Annotated in this window: 21 protein-coding genes; 8 read left to right on the forward strand and 13 right to left on the reverse strand. The window is 63.9% G+C overall.

Translation table 11 applies throughout. The annotated features are described in order from the left end of the window. Positions 1-42 precede the first annotated feature (42 nt). The 7 genes from HMI58_RS00545 to HMI58_RS00575 all read right to left on the reverse strand — a co-directional run bounded on the left by HMI58_RS00545 (position 43) and on the right by HMI58_RS00575 (position 5,546). A complete protein-coding gene (locus HMI58_RS00545) occupies positions 43-309 on the reverse strand; it encodes a DUF3253 domain-containing protein (RefSeq protein WP_171587200.1) in 267 nt (88 codons plus the stop codon). Between the two features lie 7 nt (positions 310-316). Further along, positions 317-1,603 (reverse strand): adenylosuccinate synthase, encoded by a 1,287-nt coding sequence (locus HMI58_RS00550; protein ID WP_171587199.1) that lies wholly within the window; start codon positions 1,601-1,603, stop codon positions 317-319. A gap of 171 nt (positions 1,604-1,774) precedes the next feature. Then, positions 1,775-2,230 carry an Rrf2 family transcriptional regulator gene (locus tag HMI58_RS00555; RefSeq protein WP_171617790.1) on the reverse strand — a complete coding sequence of 152 codons (456 nt, stop codon included), beginning with the start codon at positions 2,228-2,230 and terminating at the stop codon, positions 1,775-1,777. A gap of 106 nt (positions 2,231-2,336) precedes the next feature. Next, positions 2,337-3,191, reverse strand: a complete 855-nt coding sequence (locus HMI58_RS00560; RefSeq protein ID WP_171617791.1) for an ABC transporter permease — start codon at positions 3,189-3,191, stop codon at positions 2,337-2,339. Then, positions 3,188-3,952: an ABC transporter ATP-binding protein gene (locus tag HMI58_RS00565; RefSeq protein ID WP_171617792.1), complete on the reverse strand. Its 765-nt coding sequence runs from the start codon at positions 3,950-3,952 to the stop codon at positions 3,188-3,190. Before HMI58_RS00565 ends, HMI58_RS00560 begins: the two co-directional genes overlap by 4 nt. Further along, positions 3,949-4,998: an ABC transporter substrate-binding protein gene (locus tag HMI58_RS00570; protein WP_171617793.1), complete on the reverse strand. Its 1,050-nt coding sequence runs from the start codon at positions 4,996-4,998 to the stop codon at positions 3,949-3,951. The genes HMI58_RS00565 and HMI58_RS00570 overlap by 4 nt, the downstream gene beginning before the upstream one ends. A 176-nt stretch (positions 4,999-5,174) precedes the next feature. After that, entirely contained in the window at positions 5,175-5,546 is a 372-nt protein-coding gene (locus HMI58_RS00575; protein WP_171617794.1) for a DoxX family protein, read from the reverse strand. A 47-nt stretch (positions 5,547-5,593) separates the two neighbouring features. On the opposite strand from HMI58_RS00575, the gene HMI58_RS00580 reads away from it, so the two are divergent. Then, positions 5,594-6,190 (forward strand): hypothetical protein, encoded by a 597-nt coding sequence (locus tag HMI58_RS00580; RefSeq protein WP_171587195.1) that lies wholly within the window; start codon positions 5,594-5,596, stop codon positions 6,188-6,190. 18 nt (positions 6,191-6,208) lie between these two features. On the opposite strand, the gene HMI58_RS00585 is transcribed toward HMI58_RS00580, so the two are convergent. The 3 genes from HMI58_RS00585 to HMI58_RS00595 form a co-directional block, all read right to left on the reverse strand. After that, on the reverse strand, positions 6,209-6,628 hold the full coding sequence (locus tag HMI58_RS00585) for a DUF3151 domain-containing protein (RefSeq protein WP_171617795.1): 420 nt from the start codon (positions 6,626-6,628) through the stop codon (positions 6,209-6,211). A 1-nt stretch (position 6,629) separates the two neighbouring features. Then, positions 6,630-7,649, reverse strand: a complete 1,020-nt coding sequence (gene fbaA / locus HMI58_RS00590) for a class II fructose-bisphosphate aldolase (RefSeq protein WP_171617796.1) — start codon at positions 7,647-7,649, stop codon at positions 6,630-6,632. Between the two features lie 174 nt (positions 7,650-7,823). After that, positions 7,824-8,459 carry a TrmH family RNA methyltransferase gene (locus tag HMI58_RS00595; RefSeq protein ID WP_171617797.1) on the reverse strand — a complete coding sequence of 212 codons (636 nt, stop codon included), beginning with the start codon at positions 8,457-8,459 and terminating at the stop codon, positions 7,824-7,826. 63 nt (positions 8,460-8,522) lie between these two features. Here HMI58_RS00595 and HMI58_RS00600 point away from each other — a divergent pair, with 63 nt between their 5' ends. Together HMI58_RS00600 and HMI58_RS00605 are read left to right on the forward strand one after the other, a co-directional pair. Continuing rightward, positions 8,523-9,302, forward strand: coding sequence for an HAD-IIA family hydrolase (locus HMI58_RS00600; protein WP_171587191.1), 780 nt, complete (start codon positions 8,523-8,525; stop codon positions 9,300-9,302). A gap of 4 nt (positions 9,303-9,306) precedes the next feature. Beyond that, positions 9,307-10,041, forward strand: coding sequence for a tyrosine-protein phosphatase (locus HMI58_RS00605; RefSeq protein WP_318779097.1), 735 nt, complete (start codon positions 9,307-9,309; stop codon positions 10,039-10,041). Here HMI58_RS00605 and HMI58_RS00610 read toward each other — a convergent pair. Together HMI58_RS00610 and pyrE are read right to left on the reverse strand one after the other, a co-directional pair. Then, positions 10,035-11,036, reverse strand: coding sequence for a thioesterase domain-containing protein (locus HMI58_RS00610; protein ID WP_171587190.1), 1,002 nt, complete (start codon positions 11,034-11,036; stop codon positions 10,035-10,037). The two genes, HMI58_RS00605 and HMI58_RS00610, sit on opposite strands and share 7 nt — an antisense overlap. 15 nt (positions 11,037-11,051) lie before the next feature. Then, the gene (gene pyrE, locus HMI58_RS00615; protein ID WP_171587189.1) at positions 11,052-11,615 is read right to left on the reverse strand and encodes an orotate phosphoribosyltransferase; all 564 of its coding nucleotides are present in this window, start codon (positions 11,613-11,615) and stop codon (positions 11,052-11,054) included. 94 nt (positions 11,616-11,709) lie between these two features. Here pyrE and HMI58_RS00620 point away from each other — a divergent pair, with 94 nt between their 5' ends. Continuing rightward, positions 11,710-12,642, forward strand: coding sequence for a DUF5996 family protein (locus HMI58_RS00620; protein ID WP_171617798.1), 933 nt, complete (start codon positions 11,710-11,712; stop codon positions 12,640-12,642). A 47-nt stretch (positions 12,643-12,689) separates the two neighbouring features. Here the strand turns inward: HMI58_RS00620 and HMI58_RS00625 are convergent, their stop codons facing one another. After that, positions 12,690-13,901: an ROK family transcriptional regulator gene (locus HMI58_RS00625; protein WP_171617799.1), complete on the reverse strand. Its 1,212-nt coding sequence runs from the start codon at positions 13,899-13,901 to the stop codon at positions 12,690-12,692. 116 nt (positions 13,902-14,017) lie between these two features. Here HMI58_RS00625 and HMI58_RS00630 point away from each other — a divergent pair, with 116 nt between their 5' ends. The 4 genes from HMI58_RS00630 to HMI58_RS00645 are packed head-to-tail and all read left to right on the forward strand — an operon-like array spanning position 14,018 to position 18,895. Continuing rightward, positions 14,018-15,550, forward strand: coding sequence for a sugar ABC transporter ATP-binding protein (locus HMI58_RS00630; RefSeq protein ID WP_318779098.1), 1,533 nt, complete (start codon positions 14,018-14,020; stop codon positions 15,548-15,550). Continuing rightward, entirely contained in the window at positions 15,547-16,554 is a 1,008-nt protein-coding gene (locus HMI58_RS00635) for an ABC transporter permease (protein ID WP_171617800.1), read from the forward strand. Before HMI58_RS00630 ends, HMI58_RS00635 begins: the two co-directional genes overlap by 4 nt. Then, on the forward strand, positions 16,551-17,657 hold the full coding sequence (locus tag HMI58_RS00640; protein ID WP_171587185.1) for an ABC transporter permease: 1,107 nt from the start codon (positions 16,551-16,553) through the stop codon (positions 17,655-17,657). Before HMI58_RS00635 ends, HMI58_RS00640 begins: the two co-directional genes overlap by 4 nt. Beyond that, positions 17,657-18,895 (forward strand): substrate-binding domain-containing protein, encoded by a 1,239-nt coding sequence (locus HMI58_RS00645; protein ID WP_171617991.1) that lies wholly within the window; start codon positions 17,657-17,659, stop codon positions 18,893-18,895. The genes HMI58_RS00640 and HMI58_RS00645 overlap by 1 nt, the downstream gene beginning before the upstream one ends. The last annotated feature ends 9 nt before the right edge of the window (positions 18,896-18,904 follow it).

The following is an 18,904-nucleotide window of genomic DNA, read 5'->3' on the forward strand; positions in this document are numbered from 1 at the left end:
CCTCACTGAACTGTCGGCGGGCGCAGCCGAAATGTAAGGGGCCTAGGGACGCCTGCGTCGGATCCGGATCGGGCCTTTGATCGTTGCCGGGTCGATGACCGTCCCACCCTGGGTAATCTCCACCTCACCGGCGGCGACGAGTCGCCGGGCGGCGTCACGGGAGGCTTCCATCAGGTCCCGCCAGTGCTCGTCGGACACGGCACGGGCCGCCTCGGACGGGCAGATCGTCGACTCCGGCGACCGTTCATCGAGCAGCCGCCGGATGGCTTCCTCAAGCAGGTGTCCGGTGTCGTCGCTGGCGGGACCCACTGGTGTCCTAGCCGATCAGGTCGTTGATGACGATGGTCTGGTCGCGGTCCGGTCCCACGCCGATGGCCGAGAACCGGGTACCCGACATCTTCTCCAGCGCCCTCACGTACACCTGAGCGTTATCCGGCAGGTCGTCGATGGTGCGGGCCGTGGTGATGTCCTCGGTCCAGCCGTCGAAGTATTCGAAGATGGGCTTCGCGTGGTGGAAGTCGGTCTGGGTCATCGGCATTTCGTCGTGCCGGACGCCGTCGACGTCGTACGCCACGCACACCGGGATCCGTTCAATTCCCGTGAGCACATCAAGCTTGGTGACGAAGTAGTCGGTGAAACCGTTGACGCGGGCAGCGTGGCGGGCCAGGACGGCGTCGTACCAGCCGCAGCGCCGGGGACGGCCGGTGTTGACCCCGAACTCGCCGCCCTTCGTCTGCAGGTACATGCCCATGTCGTCGAACAGTTCGGTGGGGAACGGCCCAGCGCCCACCCGCGTGGTGTAGGCCTTGATGATGCCCACGGCGCGGCTGATCCGGGTGGGGCCGATGCCCGAACCGACCGACGCGCCACCGGCGGTGGGGTTCGACGACGTCACGAACGGGTAGGTGCCATGGTCCACGTCGAGGAACGTGGCCTGACCGCCCTCCATCAGGACCACCTTGCCGGCGTCGAGCGCTTCGTTGAGCACATAGGTGGAGTCGATGACCAGTGGACGGAGACGGTCGGCGAAGCCGAGGAAGTATTCAACCACTTCCTCCACCTCCACATCGCGGCGGTTGTACACCTTGACTAGGAGTTCGTTCTTCTGGGCGAGGGAGCCTTCGACCTTCTGCCGCAGGATCGACTCGTCGAAGACGTCCTGCACCCGGATACCGAGCCGGGCAACCTTGTCCATGTAGGCGGGGCCGATGCCACGCCCGGTGGTGCCGATGGCCCGCTTGCCGAGGAACCGTTCGGTGACCTTGTCCAGTACCTGGTGGTACGGCGCCACCAGGTGGGCGTTCGCCGAGATGCGCAGCTTCGAGGTGTCGGCACCGCGGGCTTCAAGCCCCTCGATCTCCTCGAACAGGGCCTCGAGGTTGATGACGCACCCGTTCCCGATGATAGGGATTGCGTTGGGGCTCAGGATGCCCGCGGGCAGCAGTTTCAGCTCGTACTTTTCACCGCCGACGACGACGGTGTGTCCCGCGTTGTTTCCGCCGTTTGGCTTGACGACGTAGTCAACCCTTCCGCCGAGCAGGTCGGTTGCTTTGCCTTTACCTTCGTCGCCCCACTGGGCTCCGACAATAACGATCGCTGGCATGGGATCCTCCCCCATCGTTGCGACAGCATCCGCACAACACGCGATGCCGCCAGAAGTGCATGAGAATGCCCCAAGACCTGCGAGTGCATGAGCGCAAGAGATCTGGGGCTCTTACCACCCAAGTTTAGCAACACGAGCGATGCCAAACTTCGCTGCGAGGGAAAAGGTGGGTTATCTACGCTCCCAGGCCCCTGGGATCGCCAACATTTCCCGCACTGAACTGGGGAGTTCTTTCCTAACAATGTCCTGAATACTGGTGTTCTCCAGTACCAGGCGCAGGCTTACGCGAACGGCGATCCATACTTGACGGAGCGTCTCGCTGGACTCGGGGTAGATGACGTCCTCGGGGCTCTCCCCTCGAACCCCTGCCAGCGGGCCATCTACGGCCCGAAGGACATCAGCCACTGAGATCTCCTCCGCCGAGCGTGCCAACAGGTATCCACCCCCCGCCCCCCTCTTGGACAGCAGCAAACCCGAACGACTTAGTTCACCCAATATTGCTTCGAGGAACTTCGCTGGGATGCCTTGTCCGGAAGCGAGATTGTCACGGGTAGTTACCGCGCCCTCACCGCGGGCAATCTCGACGACGGCACGCAAAGCGTAGTCGGCCCGAGATGTGACCTGCATTCGTGGACCTTCCCTTTGAGCAGTTATCTCCTTCAGAATACCTTCGTTCAGAGCTCCGCCCCCCGGGCAATCAGGACCGTTGGCCATCTCCCCGAAATCTCTTCTCCTAATCTGTCAGCGCCAGTCCCCTCTTCCTGCGGACCCGCCTTGCAATACTGTTGAACCCGCCATCGACGAGCATGCCCAGCGCCAGAATGATGATCATAATTGCCATCAAGCCTGTCGTATCAGCGAACTCGCGGTAAAACTGCAGTTCCACCCCCAATGATGGTCTGGAAGCGATGATCACCAACAATTCGCCTGCCATCAGAGACCGCCAGGCGAATGCCCAGCCCTGCTTTAGCCCGGATATGTAGGCGGGAAGCGCTGCGGGCACCACGATGTAGCGATACATCACGAAACCGCGGGCTCCAAGTGCCGTCGCGGTCCTCAGAAGTGCAGTGGGCACATCGTCGATTCCGGAAATTATCCCGTTCGCGATCGATGGAGCGGCACCAAGAATGACCACAAAGAGTATTGCTTGCTCTGAAAGACCAAATATGAGGATGGCGAACGGAAACCATGCGATAGACGGCATCGTTTGCAGCCCGGTTATTAGCGAGCCAATTGCTGCCCGAAGAATTCGGGAGCGCGACACAAGCAGGCCGATCACCGTACCAACCGTCACCGCAATGGCGAATCCGGTCGCAGCCCTCAAAAGAGTAGTGCCCAAAGCAGTCCAAAATTTGGCCGTGGTGAGCAACTCGCCTACACGATATAGGACGACGGCGGGATCTGGGAGGACGTAGGACGGCCGCCAGCCCGTCAGGTAAATAACCTGCCACAGTGCGAGAACAATAATGATGGCCAGAATGGGCGGCCAACTCTTCTGAACCACACCTTGCCCAAAGATGCGCCGATTCGCCCGACGCGTTGGTTCTGCTGTCCCGTTCTGCGGCGCATGTGGCTCTGTTCGACTCATGACGGGATTCCATCGTGCAGTCGCCGATGAAGTTCAGCTGCCCGGACCGAGACATCAGGATGATCCATAACCCGAGGCCGGGGTAGGTCGATGGGAAGCTCCGAAGCAATGCGCCCTGGATTCGGGGCCATAACGATCACTCGATCTCCAAGACGCGCAGATTCTCGCACGTTGTGGGTCACGAAAATCACTGTCAGACCTCGTTCGGACCAGATTCTCTCCGTCTCATCATGCATGGCATCCCGGGTAATGGCGTCGAGCGCGCCGAACGGTTCATCCATCAGCAGTATGCTGCAATCCTGCGCAAGCGTTCGTGCCAGAGCCACTCGTTGCCGCATCCCGCCGGACAGTTCATGCGGGCGCATCAGGGCTGCGCCCGCTAATCGAACCGTTGACAGCAATTCGTCCACTCGGTCCCGAAATTCAGATTTCGGCACGCCTGATAGACGCAAAGCCAATTCGATATTGCCCTGGACGGTCAACCATGGGAAGAGATTGGCGTCCTGAAACATCATGCCGATCCGACGACCACCCACGTCGATGGTCCCACGGGTGGCACCATCCAATCCGGCGATGAGATTCAACAGGGTCGATTTTCCGCACCCGGATTGTCCAAGCAGGCATAAGAACTCTCCCTGTTTGATGTCTAGGTCCACGCTGTCAAGGGCGACCTGGTGCCTCCCTCTTCCGGTGAAGTCCTTGCCAACCCCGCGAACCCTCACCGCCACCCCTGTCCCCGTCTCCTGCAGCACCTCGTTCATGGCGCAGCAACCGGTTCCAGTTCACGGCGCTCCAGCACCCGGTTCAGCGGTCCTAAATCATAAAGACCGTCGAGGTCGACCTCATTCAGGAGACCTACTGATACAGCATGTTCGGCTCCGGTAATTAAGGTGCTCGGGAGCGGGTCGTAGAGAAAATCGACGTTCCGCCACGCCTCTTCAAGGTACGCCTCGTTGATACTTTGCCCAGTGATGGAATCCATCTTCGAGTTAAAGGCATCCATTGCCTCCTCTGGAGACTCCTCCATAAAGGCGAGGGCATCAAGCTGCCCCTCGATCATCGCTTCCACCGTATCCGGATGCTGACGCAGGAATTCGGCACGAACTACGACATTCGCCACGATGAAGGCCCCCTCCGGCCAGAGAGCCTGCTCGTCCACCAGTACCTGCCCGCCTCCCTCCTCGACAAGTCGGGTCAACCAAGGTTCTGGCACCCACGCCCCGTCAATTTGCCCACTATTGAAGGCCTGGAGGGCTGATGCGTTGTCCTGTGGCATGATGCTTACATCACCGCCTCCTTCCGTGTCAGCCCGAAATCCTTGTGCAGCCAGCCACGTTCTCAGTGCGACATCTTGCGTGTTCCCGAGTTGAGGGGTTGCTAGGGTGGCTCCACTTAGATCCGCGGCACTCTTGATACCGGGCCGCACAACCAGCGCCGCCCCACCGGATGCGACTCCCGCGACCACCCGAAGCGCCTCCCCGCCGCTCTGGGCAAAGCCATTTATTGTCGGATTAGGTCCAATAACCGCCATGTCAATAGCCCCGGAAAAGAGCGCTTCGATCGCTGAGGGACCCGCGTTGAAGGTTGATACTTCCAGATTCGTTGCAGCCAGGTGTTCGGCATAGAGTCCCTCCGCATCCGCTATCAACGCGGGTGCATGAGTGAGATTCGGGAAGTAGCCTAGTCGAACGCTGTCCGGTGCTGTACCGGCCACATTAGAGACAGACGACAACCCACCACAGCCAGAGAGCATCACAACAAGCGGTATTGCAACTGCCGTGCGCGCCCACGCAACTTTTCGTGCCATTGATTTCCCCTTAGCCCTCGACAATCCATAAACCCTAGTAATCCGGTAGGTTATACCTGAATAAAGAAGATGGCTATAGGTTAGGAAACCCATTTGAAGTCAGCGCACGACACTGCAATTGTTGGGCGCGAAACCGGGCGACGCCGGCGAGGGAGAATTTAGTCCAGGTTGGCGCGCTATGTGCTTTTACGGTCCGGGAGGTGTCTCCGACCCTGCCAGGCCAGCAGCAGTGATCCAGCGCCCAACAACACGTTGGTCCACACGTACTGGGGGTCGCCGTTGGCGATGTTGGTCACCGCAGCACCGAACATGACCAGTACCAGGACCAGTGCTCCCAGGGTGCGCAGCCGGGGAACGAAGAGAGCGGCGCTGCCCAGGAATTCACCTGCGGCCGTCAGGTACACCGTCCACTCGGGCAGTCCCGACTTTTGGAAGGGAAGCAGCGCCGCAGGTTCGCCGATCACCTTTTCGATCCCGGCCCGCACGAAAAAGAACGCCAGGATCGCTGCCAACCCCAGCCATACCAGTTCACTCCTGCTCTTCTGCATACCGCCATGATGCCACCCGGGAGAGCTGCGGAGGAGAGAATGTCCTCATGGATCGTTTCGTGGGCAACATTGCAGGGCTCGGCACGGGGTCGGGGACACGGCTGGTGATCGGCAGGTGGGCCGAGTCGCCGTTGGGGGCGTTCACCGACGTCATGATGGAGGATGCCAGTGGTGAGCGGACCCTGATCGCCCCGTCGCAGGCGGTGGCCGACTACGTCAGCGCGACCTACAGCTTCGATGTGGTCCGGGTGGTTGATGTGGTTTCGACCCTCGACGACCGCCGGCTGACCGTGACCGCGGGTTCGCTGGCGGTTACCGCGCAGCTCGGCGCGGTGACGGTGCTGGGGCGGATGCTGCGCCTCGTTCCGGCGCGGCTTGCGACGTCGCCGGCCTGGCTGAGCCTCATCAACCCGGTGGCAGGCCTGGTCATGCCCGGGGTCAGGACAGCGGGATCGGCCGGCAACGGCCGCACTGAATACTATGGCGTCACGATGGCGCGGAAGGTGGTTTCCGCGACAGCCAGCCTGGATGGCCGGGATTTGGGCAACCTAGCACCGCTGACACCGCCGGTGCGGTTCGGGTTCAGCTCCGCCCCCGCCGCTCCGATGCTGGTCACCGTAGTGACCAGCATCAGGCGACCGTGAGCTAGCTGCCCACTAGGCCTAGCTGCCCAGTTGCTTGCTGGCTTCCGGGTCGGATTCGCCAAGGAACTTCGCGATCCGCTCGGCCTCGTCGATCTCGCCGATCGATGCCGCCGCCCGGCCCAGGGCGTAGAGCGAGCGGAGGAAACCGCGGTTGGGTTCGTGCGAGTAGGGCACGGGCCCGGTCCCACGCCAGCCGTTACGGCGCAGCGCGTCAAGACCGCGGTGGTAGCCGGTCCTGGCGTACGCGTAGGACTCGATGGTGCGGCCGTCGGCGTAGGCTTCGTCGGCCAGGATGGCCCACACCAGGGACGACGTCGGGTACGCGGCGGCAAGGTCTACCGCTTCGTCACCGGCGTCGATCCGGGCGCTGAGGTCCGTCTCCTCGGGAAGGAGGGTCGGCTCGGGGCCGAGGAGGTTGCGGCGGAACTCGTCGGACATACTAGAGCTTCTTTCCGGCGGAGCCCAAGGAGGCTGCAGCTTCCACGACGCGGGCGGCCAAGCCGGCTTCGGCGGCTGCACCCCAGACGCGGGGGTCGTACACCTTCTTGTTGCCCACCTCGTTGTCGACCTTGAGCACGCCGTCGTAGTTCTTCAGCATGTGGTCAACCACCGGGCGGGTGAACGCGTACTGCGTATCCGTGTCGATGTTCATCTTGATGACTCCGTAGGAGACGGCGTCGGAGATTTCCTGGTCCGAGGAGCCGGATCCGCCGTGGAACACCAGGTCGAAGGGCTTGTCCTTGCCCAGTTTGGAGCCGATCTGGTGTTGGATGTCCTTGAGGATCTCGGGGCGGAGCTTGACGCCGCCGGGCTTGTACACGCCGTGCACGTTCCCGAAGGTCAGGGCGGTCAGGTAGCGCCCGTGCTCGCCGGAGCCCAACGCCTCGACCGTGGCCAGGGCGTCTTCGACGGTGGTGTACAGCTTGTCGTTGATGGCGTTCTCGACGCCGTCCTCCTCGCCACCGACGGTGCCGATCTCAACCTCAAGGATGATCTTCGCTGCTGCTGCGCGGGGCAGGATCTCCTTGGCGATGCGCAGGTTTTCCTCGAGGGTTTCAGCTGAGCCGTCCCACATGTGTGACTGGAAGATCGGGTTGTTGCCGCGCTTGACTGCCTCTTCCGACGCCGCGAGCAGGGGCAGGACAAACTCGTCCAGTTTGTCCTTGGGGCAGTGGTCGGTGTGCAGCGCAATGTTCACGTCATACTTCTTGGCTACTTCGTGGGCGAAGGCGGCGAAGCCGAGGGATCCGACCACCATGTCCTTCACCGACGCACCGGACCAGTAGGCGGCGCCGCCGGTGGATACCTGCACGATGCCGTCGGAACCGGCCTCGGCGAACCCGCGCATCGCCGCGTTGAGAGTCTGGGAGGAGGTCACGTTCACGGCCGGATACGCGAAGCCCCCAGCCTTGGCACGGTCGATCATTTCTGAATAGATCTCAGGTGTTGCGATAGGCATAAGGACTCCTTCGTGGAATGCGTGCGTAAACAGGCGGGATGGAAACTGACCGCTTAAGCCATCCTATTCGACTGCCCGATCAGCAGAAACGGCCCCCGGGGGTCAGGTTTGCCGGTTGCGCGCGACCGTTCAGACCGTCCGGGCCGTTTCTGGCCCCAACGGGTGCGCTAATGGTCAGGCTCCCTGCCCGAAGACGTGCCGGCGGACCCACCCGTGCATGGCGATCGCTGCAGCGGCCGAGGCGTTGATGGACCGGGTAGACCCGAACTGGGCGATGGAGAGGGTGGCATCGGCAGCGGCGTGCACCTCGGGTGTCAGGCCCGGTCCCTCTTGGCCGAAGACCAGCACGCAGTTTTCCGGCAGGTCGTAGGTTTCCAGGGGCACGGAATCCGGGAAGTTGTCGATCCCGATGATCCGCAGGCCCTCCCCTTCCGCCCACGTGACGAACTCCTCGACCGTGGGGTGGTGCCGGACGTGCTGATAGCGGTCGGTCACCATCGCGCCCCGTCGGTTCCACCGCCGTCGTCCGATGATGTGGACTTCCTTGGCCATGAAGGCGTTGGCTGTGCGCACCACCGACCCGATGTTCAGGTCGTGCTGCCAGTTCTCAATGGCGACGTGAAAGTTGTGGCGGCGGGAGTCGAGGTCTGCGACGATCGCCTCGTGGGTCCAGTACCGGTACCGGTCGACGACGTTGCGGGTGTCACCCGCGGCGAGGAGTACGGCATCCCAGTGCTCTCCCTCTGGCAGTTGCCCCTCCCAGGGGCCGACGCCGACCGGGACCAGCGGGAATTCGGGATTTTCTTTCACGCTCCCAGCCTAAGGTGAAAGACTGAGGTCCTAGAGCACCGCCGGACGGCAGGGAGAGATCACATGCGTGAGAACGAACATATTGAGTGCTGGCTGACGGACATGGACGGTGTCCTGGTGCACGAGAACCAGGCGATCCCGGGCGCTGCGGAGCTGATCGACCGCTGGGTGGCCACGTCCAAGCGCTTCCTGGTGCTGACCAACAACTCCATCTACACTCCGCGGGACCTCGCGGCCAGGCTCAAGGCCTCCGGTCTGGAAATTCCGGAGGAGAACCTATGGACCTCGGCTCTGGCCACGGCGCAGTTCCTCAAGGAACAGTTGCCGGGCGGCCGGGCGTACGTGATTGGGGAAGCCGGCCTGACAACGGCACTGCATGAGGCCGGTTTCGTGCTCACGGACCAGGCCCCCGACTATGTGGTGCTCGGGGAAACACGCACCTACTCGTTTGAGGCGATCACCAAGGCCATCCGGCTGGTCGAGGGCGGCGCACGGTTCATCGCAACGAACCCTGATGTCACGGGGCCGTCGAAGGAGGGGCCGCTGCCCGCAACGGGGGCGGTCGCCGCCCTGATCACCGCTGCCACCAGCCGTGTTCCCTACATTGTGGGCAAACCCAATCCCATGATGTTCCGCTCGGCCATGAACCAGATCGATGCCCACTCCGAAACCACAGCGATGATCGGCGACCGGATGGACACCGACATCATTGCGGGGATGGAGGCGGGGTTGCACACGGTGCTGGTGCTCAGCGGTATCACCCAGCGCGCCGACATCGACGCGTACCCTTTCCGGCCCGCCCAGATCATGGAGTCAGTGGCGGACCTGATCGAACAGGTCTAGTCCGGTGCCCGGGGTGCTCAATCTGCGGGACATCGCCGAGCTCACCGCCGCCGATCCACGGGCACCGGTGCCGGGCAGGGTGTTCCGCTCCAGCCAACCGTTCGACTGGGACCGGGCGGCGACCATGGATTTCCTGACGGCTCAGGGGATCCAGTCGATCGTTGATCTGCGCAGCCACCGTGAGGCGGGGATGGCACCCTGGCAGGTAGCCGCCGACGCGGGGATCGATCTCGTTGCCGCCCCGTTGGACCCATCCGACGCCAACCCGGCGTCGACCATGGGGTTGCTGACCGCTGAGGACCTGGGCAACTACTACGTGGGGTGGCTGCACAGCCGGCCCACGGTGGTGGTCGATGCGCTGGAGCCGATCGTGGCGGGCCGGACCACCCTGGTGCATTGCGCCGCAGGCAAGGACCGCACCGGAGTGATCACCGCGGTGATTCTCCTCGTGGCCGGAGTCGCCGACGAGCTGATCATCAAGGACTACGCCCACACGACTGGCGCCCTGCCGGAGATTCTGCCAGCACTGGCGAAGCTATGGATGGGGGACGCGCCCGCCGGGGCTGGCCGCCTGTCGATGGAGAACCCGCCGGTGATCCTGACCTCGCCGGAGGGTGCCATGGCCACGTTCATCAAGGGGCTGCGCCGCGAGTTCGGAACCGTCGACGCGTTCCTGGAGGGTGCCGGAATGGACCGCCGCGACCTGGGCCGGCTCCGGAGAACGCTCAGCGGTCAGTAGGCGCTTCGCAGGGAACCGCCCTGTGGCAGGGGCAGGAACTCGTCCTGCAGCGCGACGACGATGCTTTGATAGATCAGTGGGTTCCACTGCGGGCTGGCGTGCGCGGGCAGGGCACCCTCGGTGACGTAGTCGGCCGACACCAGGTTGTCCGGGAAGGCTTCCGCCCAACCCGGCCTGGCCCGGGCGTAGTTGACCGTGCCGTCGTTGGGGTTGCCGATGAAGGCAATCTGCGTATCACCCAGCGTCTCCTGGAAACGGGTGACGTTGTAGTGGTAGATGTACGAGGACTGCGACTGGATCAGGACGCTCGACGGTGCGAGCGGGGAGAGTTGCTCAAGGGTCTGGTTCAGGATCTGCCGCCAGGTGCGCTCGTTCTTGTTGACGATCCGCTCGCCCAGCTCGTAGCTGCCGCGCAGCACGGTGGGGACCCGGTAGCCGGCGTCATACAGGAACACTACGCCTTCGAACACAGCCTGATCCAGTACGTCATCCCGGGAGTGGGGACTCGAATCGAGGATGATCAGTTCCACAGCGATTCCCAGCCCGCGCAGCTGCGATGCCACCTCGATCGCCACCATCCCGCCGAAGCTGTGGCCATAGAAGTAGAGCGTTTCCACCTGGAAAATCCTCACGTACCGGTTCAGTGCGGCGACGATGTTGGCGACGTTCAGCCCGCGGTTCGAATATCCCATCACCGCGATCTGCCCGCGCTGGCTGAGGGCGGGCTGGAGGGAGTTGGCAATCCAGCCACCCTCTTCCCACCCGGTCTTGTAGCCGGGGAAGATGATCCACCGTGTCCGGGGGAACCGGCGTGCGGCTTCCGCGTCCTCGACCGGGAGGATCTGCAACTCCTCGCGTTCCTCCTGGATCTGACGGGTCAGGAACAGGTCGGCGGCCAGGGTGAGCCCAAACGCGGAGCCAGCGATGAAGGACCGGCGGGACATGCCTTTGATCCCGTGCGCATAGCGAAGCAGCCGTTCGGCGTCCTCAGTCATCGGTCTGCCCAGGTGCTAGCTCAAGCCGAGCTCATCTTTACCGAATGCGTAGAGGTAGGGCACCCCGGCTTCCGACTCGATGCGTTCCTTGGACCCGGTGTCCCGGTCGACGATGACCGCCACCGCCTGCACCTTGCCGCCCGCCCGCCGGACTCCTTCGACGGCGGTCAGTGCCGACCCGCCGGTGGTCGAGGTGTCCTCGAGAACGACGACGGTCCGGCCGGCGACGTCGGGGCCCTCCACCTGACGGGCCATGCCGTGGGTCTTCTGGGTCTTGCGCACCACGAACGCGTCAATGCCTCGGTTGTCGCGGGCGGCAGCGTGCATGACGGCGGTTCCCACCGGGTCGGCACCCATGGTCAGTCCGCCAGCGCTCTCGAAGGCGATGCCGGCGTCGTCGAGCATTTGCAGCATCACCTGACCCACCAGCTGCGACGCCTCGTGGTGAAGAGTAATGCGGCGCAGGTCGATGTAGTAGTCGGCTTCCTTACCGCTGGACAGGGTCACTTTCTCGTGAACGATGGCCAATTCCTGGATGAGTTCACGCAGGCGGTCGCGGGCGGCGGTATCGACGGTCATGGTTGCAATCCTAATGTCTCTTCCGGTGGCGACATGCGGGATCCGGTTCGGTAGGCTCTGTGACACCTTGACCCTCCCCCGAGAGGAACCCGCTATGGTGCAACGCGACGACGACGCTACTGCATGGCCCCGCCTCCGTGTCGACGATTGGTCTGACACGCGGGACACCCTGCATATGTGGACGCAGATCGTCGGCAAGATTCGGCTCGCCCACGCCCCCCTTCTCAACCACTGGTGGCAGGTCACGTTGTATGTCAGTGCCCGCGGATTGACGACGTCGGCCATCCCCTACCGGGACACCGTTTTCGACATCGAGTTCGACTTCTGCGACCACCGGCTCAGGGTCCGCAGCGGGGACGGGCAGACCCGGGAGCTGGCCCTGGCACCCATGCCGGTCAGGGATTTTCATTCCTGGATCATGGGGGCGCTTGCCGAGCTGGGCATTGAAACGGTCATCCAGGCGCGGCCCAACGAGGTGGATCCGGCGATCCCGTTCGCTGAAGACACCGTGCACGCCTCCTACGACCCGGTGGCCGCCCACCTCTTTTGGCGTCAGCTTGTGCAGGCGGACCGGGTGATGAATCAGTTTCGGGCGCACTTCATCGGCAAGGTCAGCCCGGTCCACTTCTTCTGGGGCGCCATGGACCTGGCGTGCACCCGCTTCTCTGGCCGGGACGCTCCAGTGCACCCCGGCGGTGCCCCTAACTGCGGTGACTGGGTGATGGAGGAAGGCTATTCCAAGGAGCTCAGCAGCTGCGGATTCTGGCCCGGCGGCGGGGAGGAGGGTGCGTTCTACTCCTACGCCTATCCGGAGCCGTCCGGGTTTGCCGACCAGCCAGCCGGACCGCCGGGCGCTTTCTATTCGGTCGAGAATGGGCAGTTCCTCCTGCCCTACGAGGTGGTGCGATCCGCGCCGAACCCCGACCTGGTGCTCTTCGAATTCCTGCAGGCCACCTATGCCGCGGCAGCAACGACCGGCCAGTGGGACAGAACCCGGCTGGAGACGGACCCGACCCGGTGGGACTGACCCAGCCGGGATGAACCGGTTCCGGCCTGGCTGAGCCACGGCTTGGATCAGGGTGCGATCAGGCTTGCGGTCTCGATCGACTCCGGGGACAGGACGTGGGAGATGGCCATCACCGAGGCGCCCCTGACGCCGGCACTCTGCCCCGCGACCGACGGGACAATCCGGAGGTGTTCAGTGGCCAGCGGCAGCGAGCGGCGGTAGACCACTTCGCGGATCCCCGCCAACAGGTGTTCACCGGCCTGGGCCAGACTGCCACCAATCACCACCACCGAGGGGTTGATCAGGTTTACGCAGGTCGCCAGCACGTCGCCGATGTCGCGGCCTGCCTGACGGATCACCTGGATGGCGTTCCCGTCACCCGAGCGCACCAGATCGATCACGCCCTGGCTGTTCGTGAGGGTTCCGCCGGTCAGTTCGTTCAGGGCGGCGGCGAGCGCCGGTCCACCGGCCATTGCCTCGAGACACCCGGTGTTCCCGCACCGGCACGGAATGTCCCCACCACGCGGAACACGCACGTGGCCAAGGTCCCCCGCGGTACCCTGGGCGCCGCGCTGCAGCATTGATCCGGAGATGATTCCGGCGCCGATGCCGGTGGCTACCTTGATGAACATCAAGTCGGTGGTGTTCGGCCAGTTACTGCTCAACTCACCCAGGGCCATGATGTTCACATCGTTGTCCACGAGCACCGGAACGGCGAAACTGCGCTGCACCAGACCCGGCACGTCGAAGCGGTCCCAGCCCGGCATAATCGGCGGGTTGATCGGGCGTCCGGTCTCGTGCTCCACCGGACCGGGTAGCCCGATGCCGATGGCGGCCAGTTCGGAACTGCTCCGGCGTGACTGAACCAACAGGTCACCGATCGTCGCAACCAACCAGCCCAGTACTGCGTCCGGCCCGTCGGAGATGTTCAGTGTCTGCCGGGCGCTCGCCAGTTCCGCGCCGGAGAGGTCGGTCAGGATCACCAGCGCGTGGGTGGCGCCGATGTCGGCACCGATCACCACCCGGGCTCCGGGGTTCAGCGCGAACAACGACGGCGGCCGCCCACCCGTGGAGACGGCCCCGCCATAGGGGGCCACCAGTCCAAGAGTCATGAGGGTCTCGACCCGCGAGGCGACTGTGGAACGTGCGAGCCCCGTAAGTTGCGCCAGCTCCGCGCGCGTCCGCGGTTGTCCGTCCCGCAGGAGCTGGAAAACCTCGCTGGCGCCGGGGGCTGGCAACGCGGAGGTGCGACCCTGCTTCTCGGACTCGATCTTCAACACGGTTTTAGTAAACCACGCAGAACTTATAGCTGTCTCGCAAACTACTAACTGATGACCAACACAATACTTTTGCTTGATGCTCGACAAAAGTATGAGTTCTATGTCACAGTGAGCGAGTGGATAAAGAAGTCTTCCCTCTGGAGTCTCGGGTCAACGCACCGGTGGTGCTCAGTGTCTCCGGGTTGTCGAAGAGTTTCTTCGGCATTGAGGTGCTGAAGGACGTCTCCCTTGAGTTGCGCTCGGGTGAAGTCCACGGCCTGGTCGGCGAGAATGGTGCCGGCAAGTCGACCCTGATGAAACTGCTGGCCGGGGTCCACCACCGGGATTCGGGAACCATCGAATTGTCTGGTGCCCCAGTTGATTTCTCCCACCCCACCCAGGCGCACGAGGCCGGGCTCTCGACCGTTTTCCAGGAGTTCAACCTGCTTCCCGACCGGACGGTCGCCGAGAACATCTACCTGGGCAGGGAACCCCGCAGCGGGATCCTGGTGAACCGGAAGGCAATGCTGGAGCGGACCAGGGAGCTGCTGGACCAGCTGGGAATCACCAGCATCCAGCCGTCCACGCCGGTAAGCAACCTCTCGGTCGCCCAGCAGCAGATCGTGGAGATAGCCAAGGCGGTCAGCTACGACGCGCGGATCATCTCCATGGACGAACCCACCGCGGCGCTCGCTGGCCCCGAGGTGGAACTGCTCTACAGCATCATCGGGCGCCTGAAGGAGCGCGGAGTGGCAATCCTCTATGTCTCACACCGGCTCAAGGAAATCTTCGACCTCTGCGACACGATCACCGTCCTGAAGGACGGCGAAGTAGTCGGCTCCCAACCGGCGTCGTCAATGGACGACGCCTCACTGGTGCGCCTGATGGTGGGCCGTCCCATCTCCGCCTACTTCCCGGAGGTAACACCGGGCACCATCATCGGTGAACCGCTGCTCGAAGTGGCCGACGCCGGCAACGAACAGCTCGACTCGATCAACCTCGCCCTCCGCACCGGCGAAATCGTCGGCATCGCCGGGCTTCAGGGCTCAGGACGCACCGAGCTGGTCGAAGCGATCTTCGGTGCAGCCCCCTTCACCCGCGGAAGCATGCGTCTCGCCGGCGAAGCCTACACGGCCCGGAGCACCCGTACCGCCATCCAACACCGGGTCGCCCTCATCACCGAAGACCGCAAATCGCAGGGCCTCAGCCTGAACCAGTCGATTCTGGACAACGCGCTCAGCGTGATCCGCTCGGTCTTTCCCGGCCGCACCAACCAGGCGCGCCAGGACGCACCGGGCGTGTTCTCCTCCCTGGAGGTGATTGCCCGTGACCTGGACCAGGAGGTCCAGTACCTGTCCGGGGGAAACCAGCAGAAAGTGGTCCTGGCCAAGTGGCTGGCCATCAGCCCTCGGCTGGTGCTGCTCGACGAGCCGACCCGCGGCATTGATGTGGGAGCCAAGGTGGCCGTGTACAACCTGATGCGGGCGCTCGCTGCCGAAGGGAAAGCCATCCTGATGGTCTCCAGCGAGTTGCCGGAGGTGCTGGGCATGTCTGACCGGGTGCTGGTGATGCGGGACGGGCTTATCGCCGGTGAACTGTCGCCGACGTCCACCGAGGAAGAAGTCCTGCAGCTAGCCACCGGCGCGCGGACCGAGGAGACCCCATCATGAACCGACTCTCACGGCTGACCTCGACGCACATCGTGTACCTGGTGGTGCTGCTGACCGTCATCGTCGGCACCATCCTGGTCGGCTCGGTGGGTCGGAGCTTCTTCAGCACCGGCAACATCTCCGACATCCTCACCGGAACCAGCGTCCTCGGGTTCATTGCCATCGGGCAGACCCTGGTGATCCTGGTCGGCAGCCTCGACCTGTCAGTGCCGTACGTGATCAGCCTCTCCAGCCTCATTGCCGCTGGCATCATGGCCAACCAGGGCGCTAACGTGCTCCCCGGAGTGCTCGCCGCCCTCGCCATCTCGGCACTCATCGGGCTGGCCAACGGTCTTGTGGTCTCCGGCCTGAAGGTGCACGGCTTCATCGCCACCCTCGGGATGGGGCTGATCATCAGCGGCTACCTTGCCACCAACTACCAGGGCAGCTCTGGCCAGGCGCCACTGTCCTTCCGGCTGATCGGGGCCACCGGACTGGGACCCGTCCCGATTTCCACCCTGATCATGCTCGCCACCGCGGGTCTGGTCCTGCTGATGCTGAACCGCACCCGGGTGGGCCACCATATCTACGCGGTCGGCGGGGACCTCGGCGTCGCCAGGATGTCAGGGATCCGCACCCGCACCCCGATCATCACCGCACACGTCCTGTGCTCGGTCATGGCCGGTCTGGCGGGCCTGCTACTGGCCGCACGGCTCGGCGTAGGGAGCCCCACCATCGGCTCCCAGGGCGGGTATGACCTGCTCTCCATCGCCGCTGTCGTCCTCGGCGGCACGCTCCTTGCCGGGGGCAAAGGGTCCCTGGTAGGGACCCTGGGCGGCGTGCTGATCTTCGCCATGCTGGACAACATCATGAGCGTCATGCAGATCAACCCCTTCCTGAAAGATGTGGTCCGCGGGCTGGTGATCGTGATCGCCGTCGCGGTTTACGCCCGCCGCACGGTCATCACCCGGCCACCGCGTTTCGAGAAATCCTCCACCATCCCAGCACGCGAGGTGTCGGCATGAGCGTGAGCGAGAACGCCCAGGGAACGCGGAACGAGATTCTCGCCCGGAACCGGTCGTCGGCCGGTGACCGTCTACTGCGGGCCCTGCGAACCCCCAGCGGCGGTGTCTTCATCCTCCTGATCGCGTTGCTGATCGCGGTGATCGCGGCAAACCCGTCGTTCGGTGAACCCGGTTCCCTGATCCGATTCATCGGCCGGACCGCGCCGATCGCGATTGCAGCCATCGGACAGTACTTCGTCATCGTCTCGGGTGAGTTCGACCTGTCGATGGGATCGGTGGTCACCGCTCAGGTTTTCATCGCTGGCAACCTGATCGGCGACGACGACGCCCGGGTCCTCCCGGTGCTGGGGCTGATGTTCGTGTTCGGCGCCTTCATTGGCCTCATCAACGGGCTGGTGACGACCCTGCTGAAGGTTCCGAGCTTCATCGTCACGCTCGGCATGATGCTCGCGTTGCTCGGGATGGTGCTGTACTCGACCGGCGGCGCTGCAACCGGCAACCCGGCGGACAGCTTCCGGCAGATCGGGCGGGGCGGGATCCGCGACGTCCCGGTGCTGGAGATCATCCCCTACCCGGTCATCATTTTCGTTGTCACCGCCGCGGCAGCGCTGTGGCTGATGCGCCGTCCGTATGGCCGCACCCTGATCGCCGTGGGCGACAACTCCCGGGCTGCAGCGCTGACCGGCGCCCGCGTCTGGTGGGTCAAGACCCGAGCGTTCATGCTGTCCTCGCTGTCAGCGACGGTCGCCGGCATCATCCTGGTGGGCTACGCCGGGGTTCACCCTTCCGTGGGCCGCGGCTACGAATTCACCGCAATCACCGCCGTCGTCCTCGGTGGGGTGGTGCTCGGTGGAGGGCGCGGCTGGGTGCTATCCGCCGCAGCCGGCGCCTTCGCACTTGAAACCCTCTTCACCCTGCTGAACTTCCTCGGCGTCGAATCCACCTGGCGGGACTCCGTGCAGGGCATCATCATCATCGTCGCGGTCGCCGCGGCAGCCCAGACCTGGCAGCGCAAACGCCGTGGAGCCAGCTCCCGCACCCACGAACCAACACACCCCATCGCTCCACCGCCCACCGTGGGCACCAATGAGAGAGGAATATGATGCGACGAAGCATCCTGACAAAGGTCACGGTGGTGGCAGCAACCTCGCTGCTCGCCCTGACCGCGTGCACTACCGATTCATCCATTGAGGACCCGCCTACGGAAGACACCACGGCATCCGCCGCGGAGACCGAACCCGCTGCCGAGGAGACCAGCAGCGACGAATGGTTTGTCCAGGAGGTGTACGACGACCAGTACGAGCAGCGTTCCGCCACCTTCGAAGGTGACCCGGAGCAGCCATGGTTGCAGTACATCGACGGGGAGATGACCGACACCGCCGAGTACGCAGCGGACGGCGCCCAGAAGGCGTGCTTCGCCAACGCCTCGATCTCCAACCCGTGGCGGCAGACCGGCTGGATCACCATGAACGAGCAGTTGAAGGCTCTGCAGGATTCGGGGGTCATCTCCGAGATGGAGACCCGGGACGCGCAGGACGACGACAACACCCAGATCGCCGACATCGACTACTTCATCGCTGAAGGCAACTGCGACGCGTTCATCATCTCCCCCAACTCGACGGCAGCCATGACCCCAGCGGTCGAGAGGGCCTGTGAGACCGGGAAGCCAGTGGTGGTGTTCGACCGCGGCGTTGAAACCGACTGCGCAGTCACGTTCATCCACCCCATCGGCGGCTTCGCCTGGGGCATCGACACCGCCGAGTTCCTAAGCGAACAGCTTGAGGAAGGCGACAAGGTGGTTGCCCTGCGCATCCTCCCCGGTGTCGACGTCCTGGAACAGCGCTGGGCGGCCGCCGAGCGGATCTTCGAGGAGAACGGCATCGAGGCAGTTGACTACTTCACCGGCGCTGACCCCACCGAGATCAAGGACATCCTGGCCGACGAACTGGCCACCGGCGACGTCCAGGGCATCTGGATGGACGCGGGCGACGGCGCGGTTGCAGCGATCGAAGCCTTCGAGGACGCCGGAGCTGACCTCCCCGTCATGACCGGTGAGGACGAGATGAGCTTCCTGCGTAAGTGGGAGGAAACAGGAATCACAGCCCTTGCCCCGGTCTACTCCAACTTCCAGTGGCGCACCCCGCTGCTGGCGCTGGAGAAGATCTTCGCTGGCGAGGAAATCCCTGCCGAATGGATCCTCCCGCAGGAGCCGATCACCGAGGATGAACGCGGTGACTTCCTGGCCGCCAATGAGGGTATGCCTGATGGTCACTACGCCAAGTTCGGCGGCGAGGACATGGAGGGCTACCCCGAGGTCTGGCAGGAACGCCAGATTCCATAACCCGGCCGC

The sequence above is a fragment of the Arthrobacter sp. 147(2020) genome (assembly GCF_013116715.1).
Taxonomy (GTDB): domain Bacteria; phylum Actinomycetota; class Actinomycetes; order Actinomycetales; family Micrococcaceae; genus Arthrobacter_D.

Bases quoted from the DNA above. Each gene is read 5' to 3' on its own strand.
- HMI58_RS00550 (WP_171587199.1), bottom strand. From the start codon at position 1,603: ATGCCAGCGATCGTTATTGTCGGAGCCCAGTGGGGCGACGAAGGTAAA.
- HMI58_RS00555 (WP_171617790.1), bottom strand. From the start codon at position 2,230: ATGCAGGTCACATCTCGGGCCGACTACGCTTTGCGTGCCGTCGTCGAG.
- HMI58_RS00560 (WP_171617791.1), bottom strand. From the start codon at position 3,191: ATGAGTCGAACAGAGCCACATGCGCCGCAGAACGGGACAGCAGAACCA.
- HMI58_RS00565 (WP_171617792.1), bottom strand. From the start codon at position 3,952: ATGAACGAGGTGCTGCAGGAGACGGGGACAGGGGTGGCGGTGAGGGTT.
- HMI58_RS00570 (WP_171617793.1), bottom strand. From the start codon at position 4,998: ATGGCACGAAAAGTTGCGTGGGCGCGCACGGCAGTTGCAATACCGCTT.
- HMI58_RS00575 (WP_171617794.1), bottom strand. From the start codon at position 5,546: ATGCAGAAGAGCAGGAGTGAACTGGTATGGCTGGGGTTGGCAGCGATC.
- HMI58_RS00580 (WP_171587195.1), top strand. From the start codon at position 5,594: ATGGATCGTTTCGTGGGCAACATTGCAGGGCTCGGCACGGGGTCGGGG.
- HMI58_RS00585 (WP_171617795.1), bottom strand. From the start codon at position 6,628: ATGTCCGACGAGTTCCGCCGCAACCTCCTCGGCCCCGAGCCGACCCTC.
- fbaA (WP_171617796.1), bottom strand. From the start codon at position 7,649: ATGCCTATCGCAACACCTGAGATCTATTCAGAAATGATCGACCGTGCC.
- HMI58_RS00600 (WP_171587191.1), top strand. From the start codon at position 8,523: ATGCGTGAGAACGAACATATTGAGTGCTGGCTGACGGACATGGACGGT.
- HMI58_RS00610 (WP_171587190.1), bottom strand. From the start codon at position 11,036: ATGACTGAGGACGCCGAACGGCTGCTTCGCTATGCGCACGGGATCAAA.
- pyrE (WP_171587189.1), bottom strand. From the start codon at position 11,615: ATGACCGTCGATACCGCCGCCCGCGACCGCCTGCGTGAACTCATCCAG.
- HMI58_RS00620 (WP_171617798.1), top strand. From the start codon at position 11,710: ATGGTGCAACGCGACGACGACGCTACTGCATGGCCCCGCCTCCGTGTC.
- HMI58_RS00635 (WP_171617800.1), top strand. From the start codon at position 15,547: ATGAACCGACTCTCACGGCTGACCTCGACGCACATCGTGTACCTGGTG.
- HMI58_RS00640 (WP_171587185.1), top strand. From the start codon at position 16,551: ATGAGCGTGAGCGAGAACGCCCAGGGAACGCGGAACGAGATTCTCGCC.
- HMI58_RS00645 (WP_171617991.1), top strand. From the start codon at position 17,657: ATGCGACGAAGCATCCTGACAAAGGTCACGGTGGTGGCAGCAACCTCG.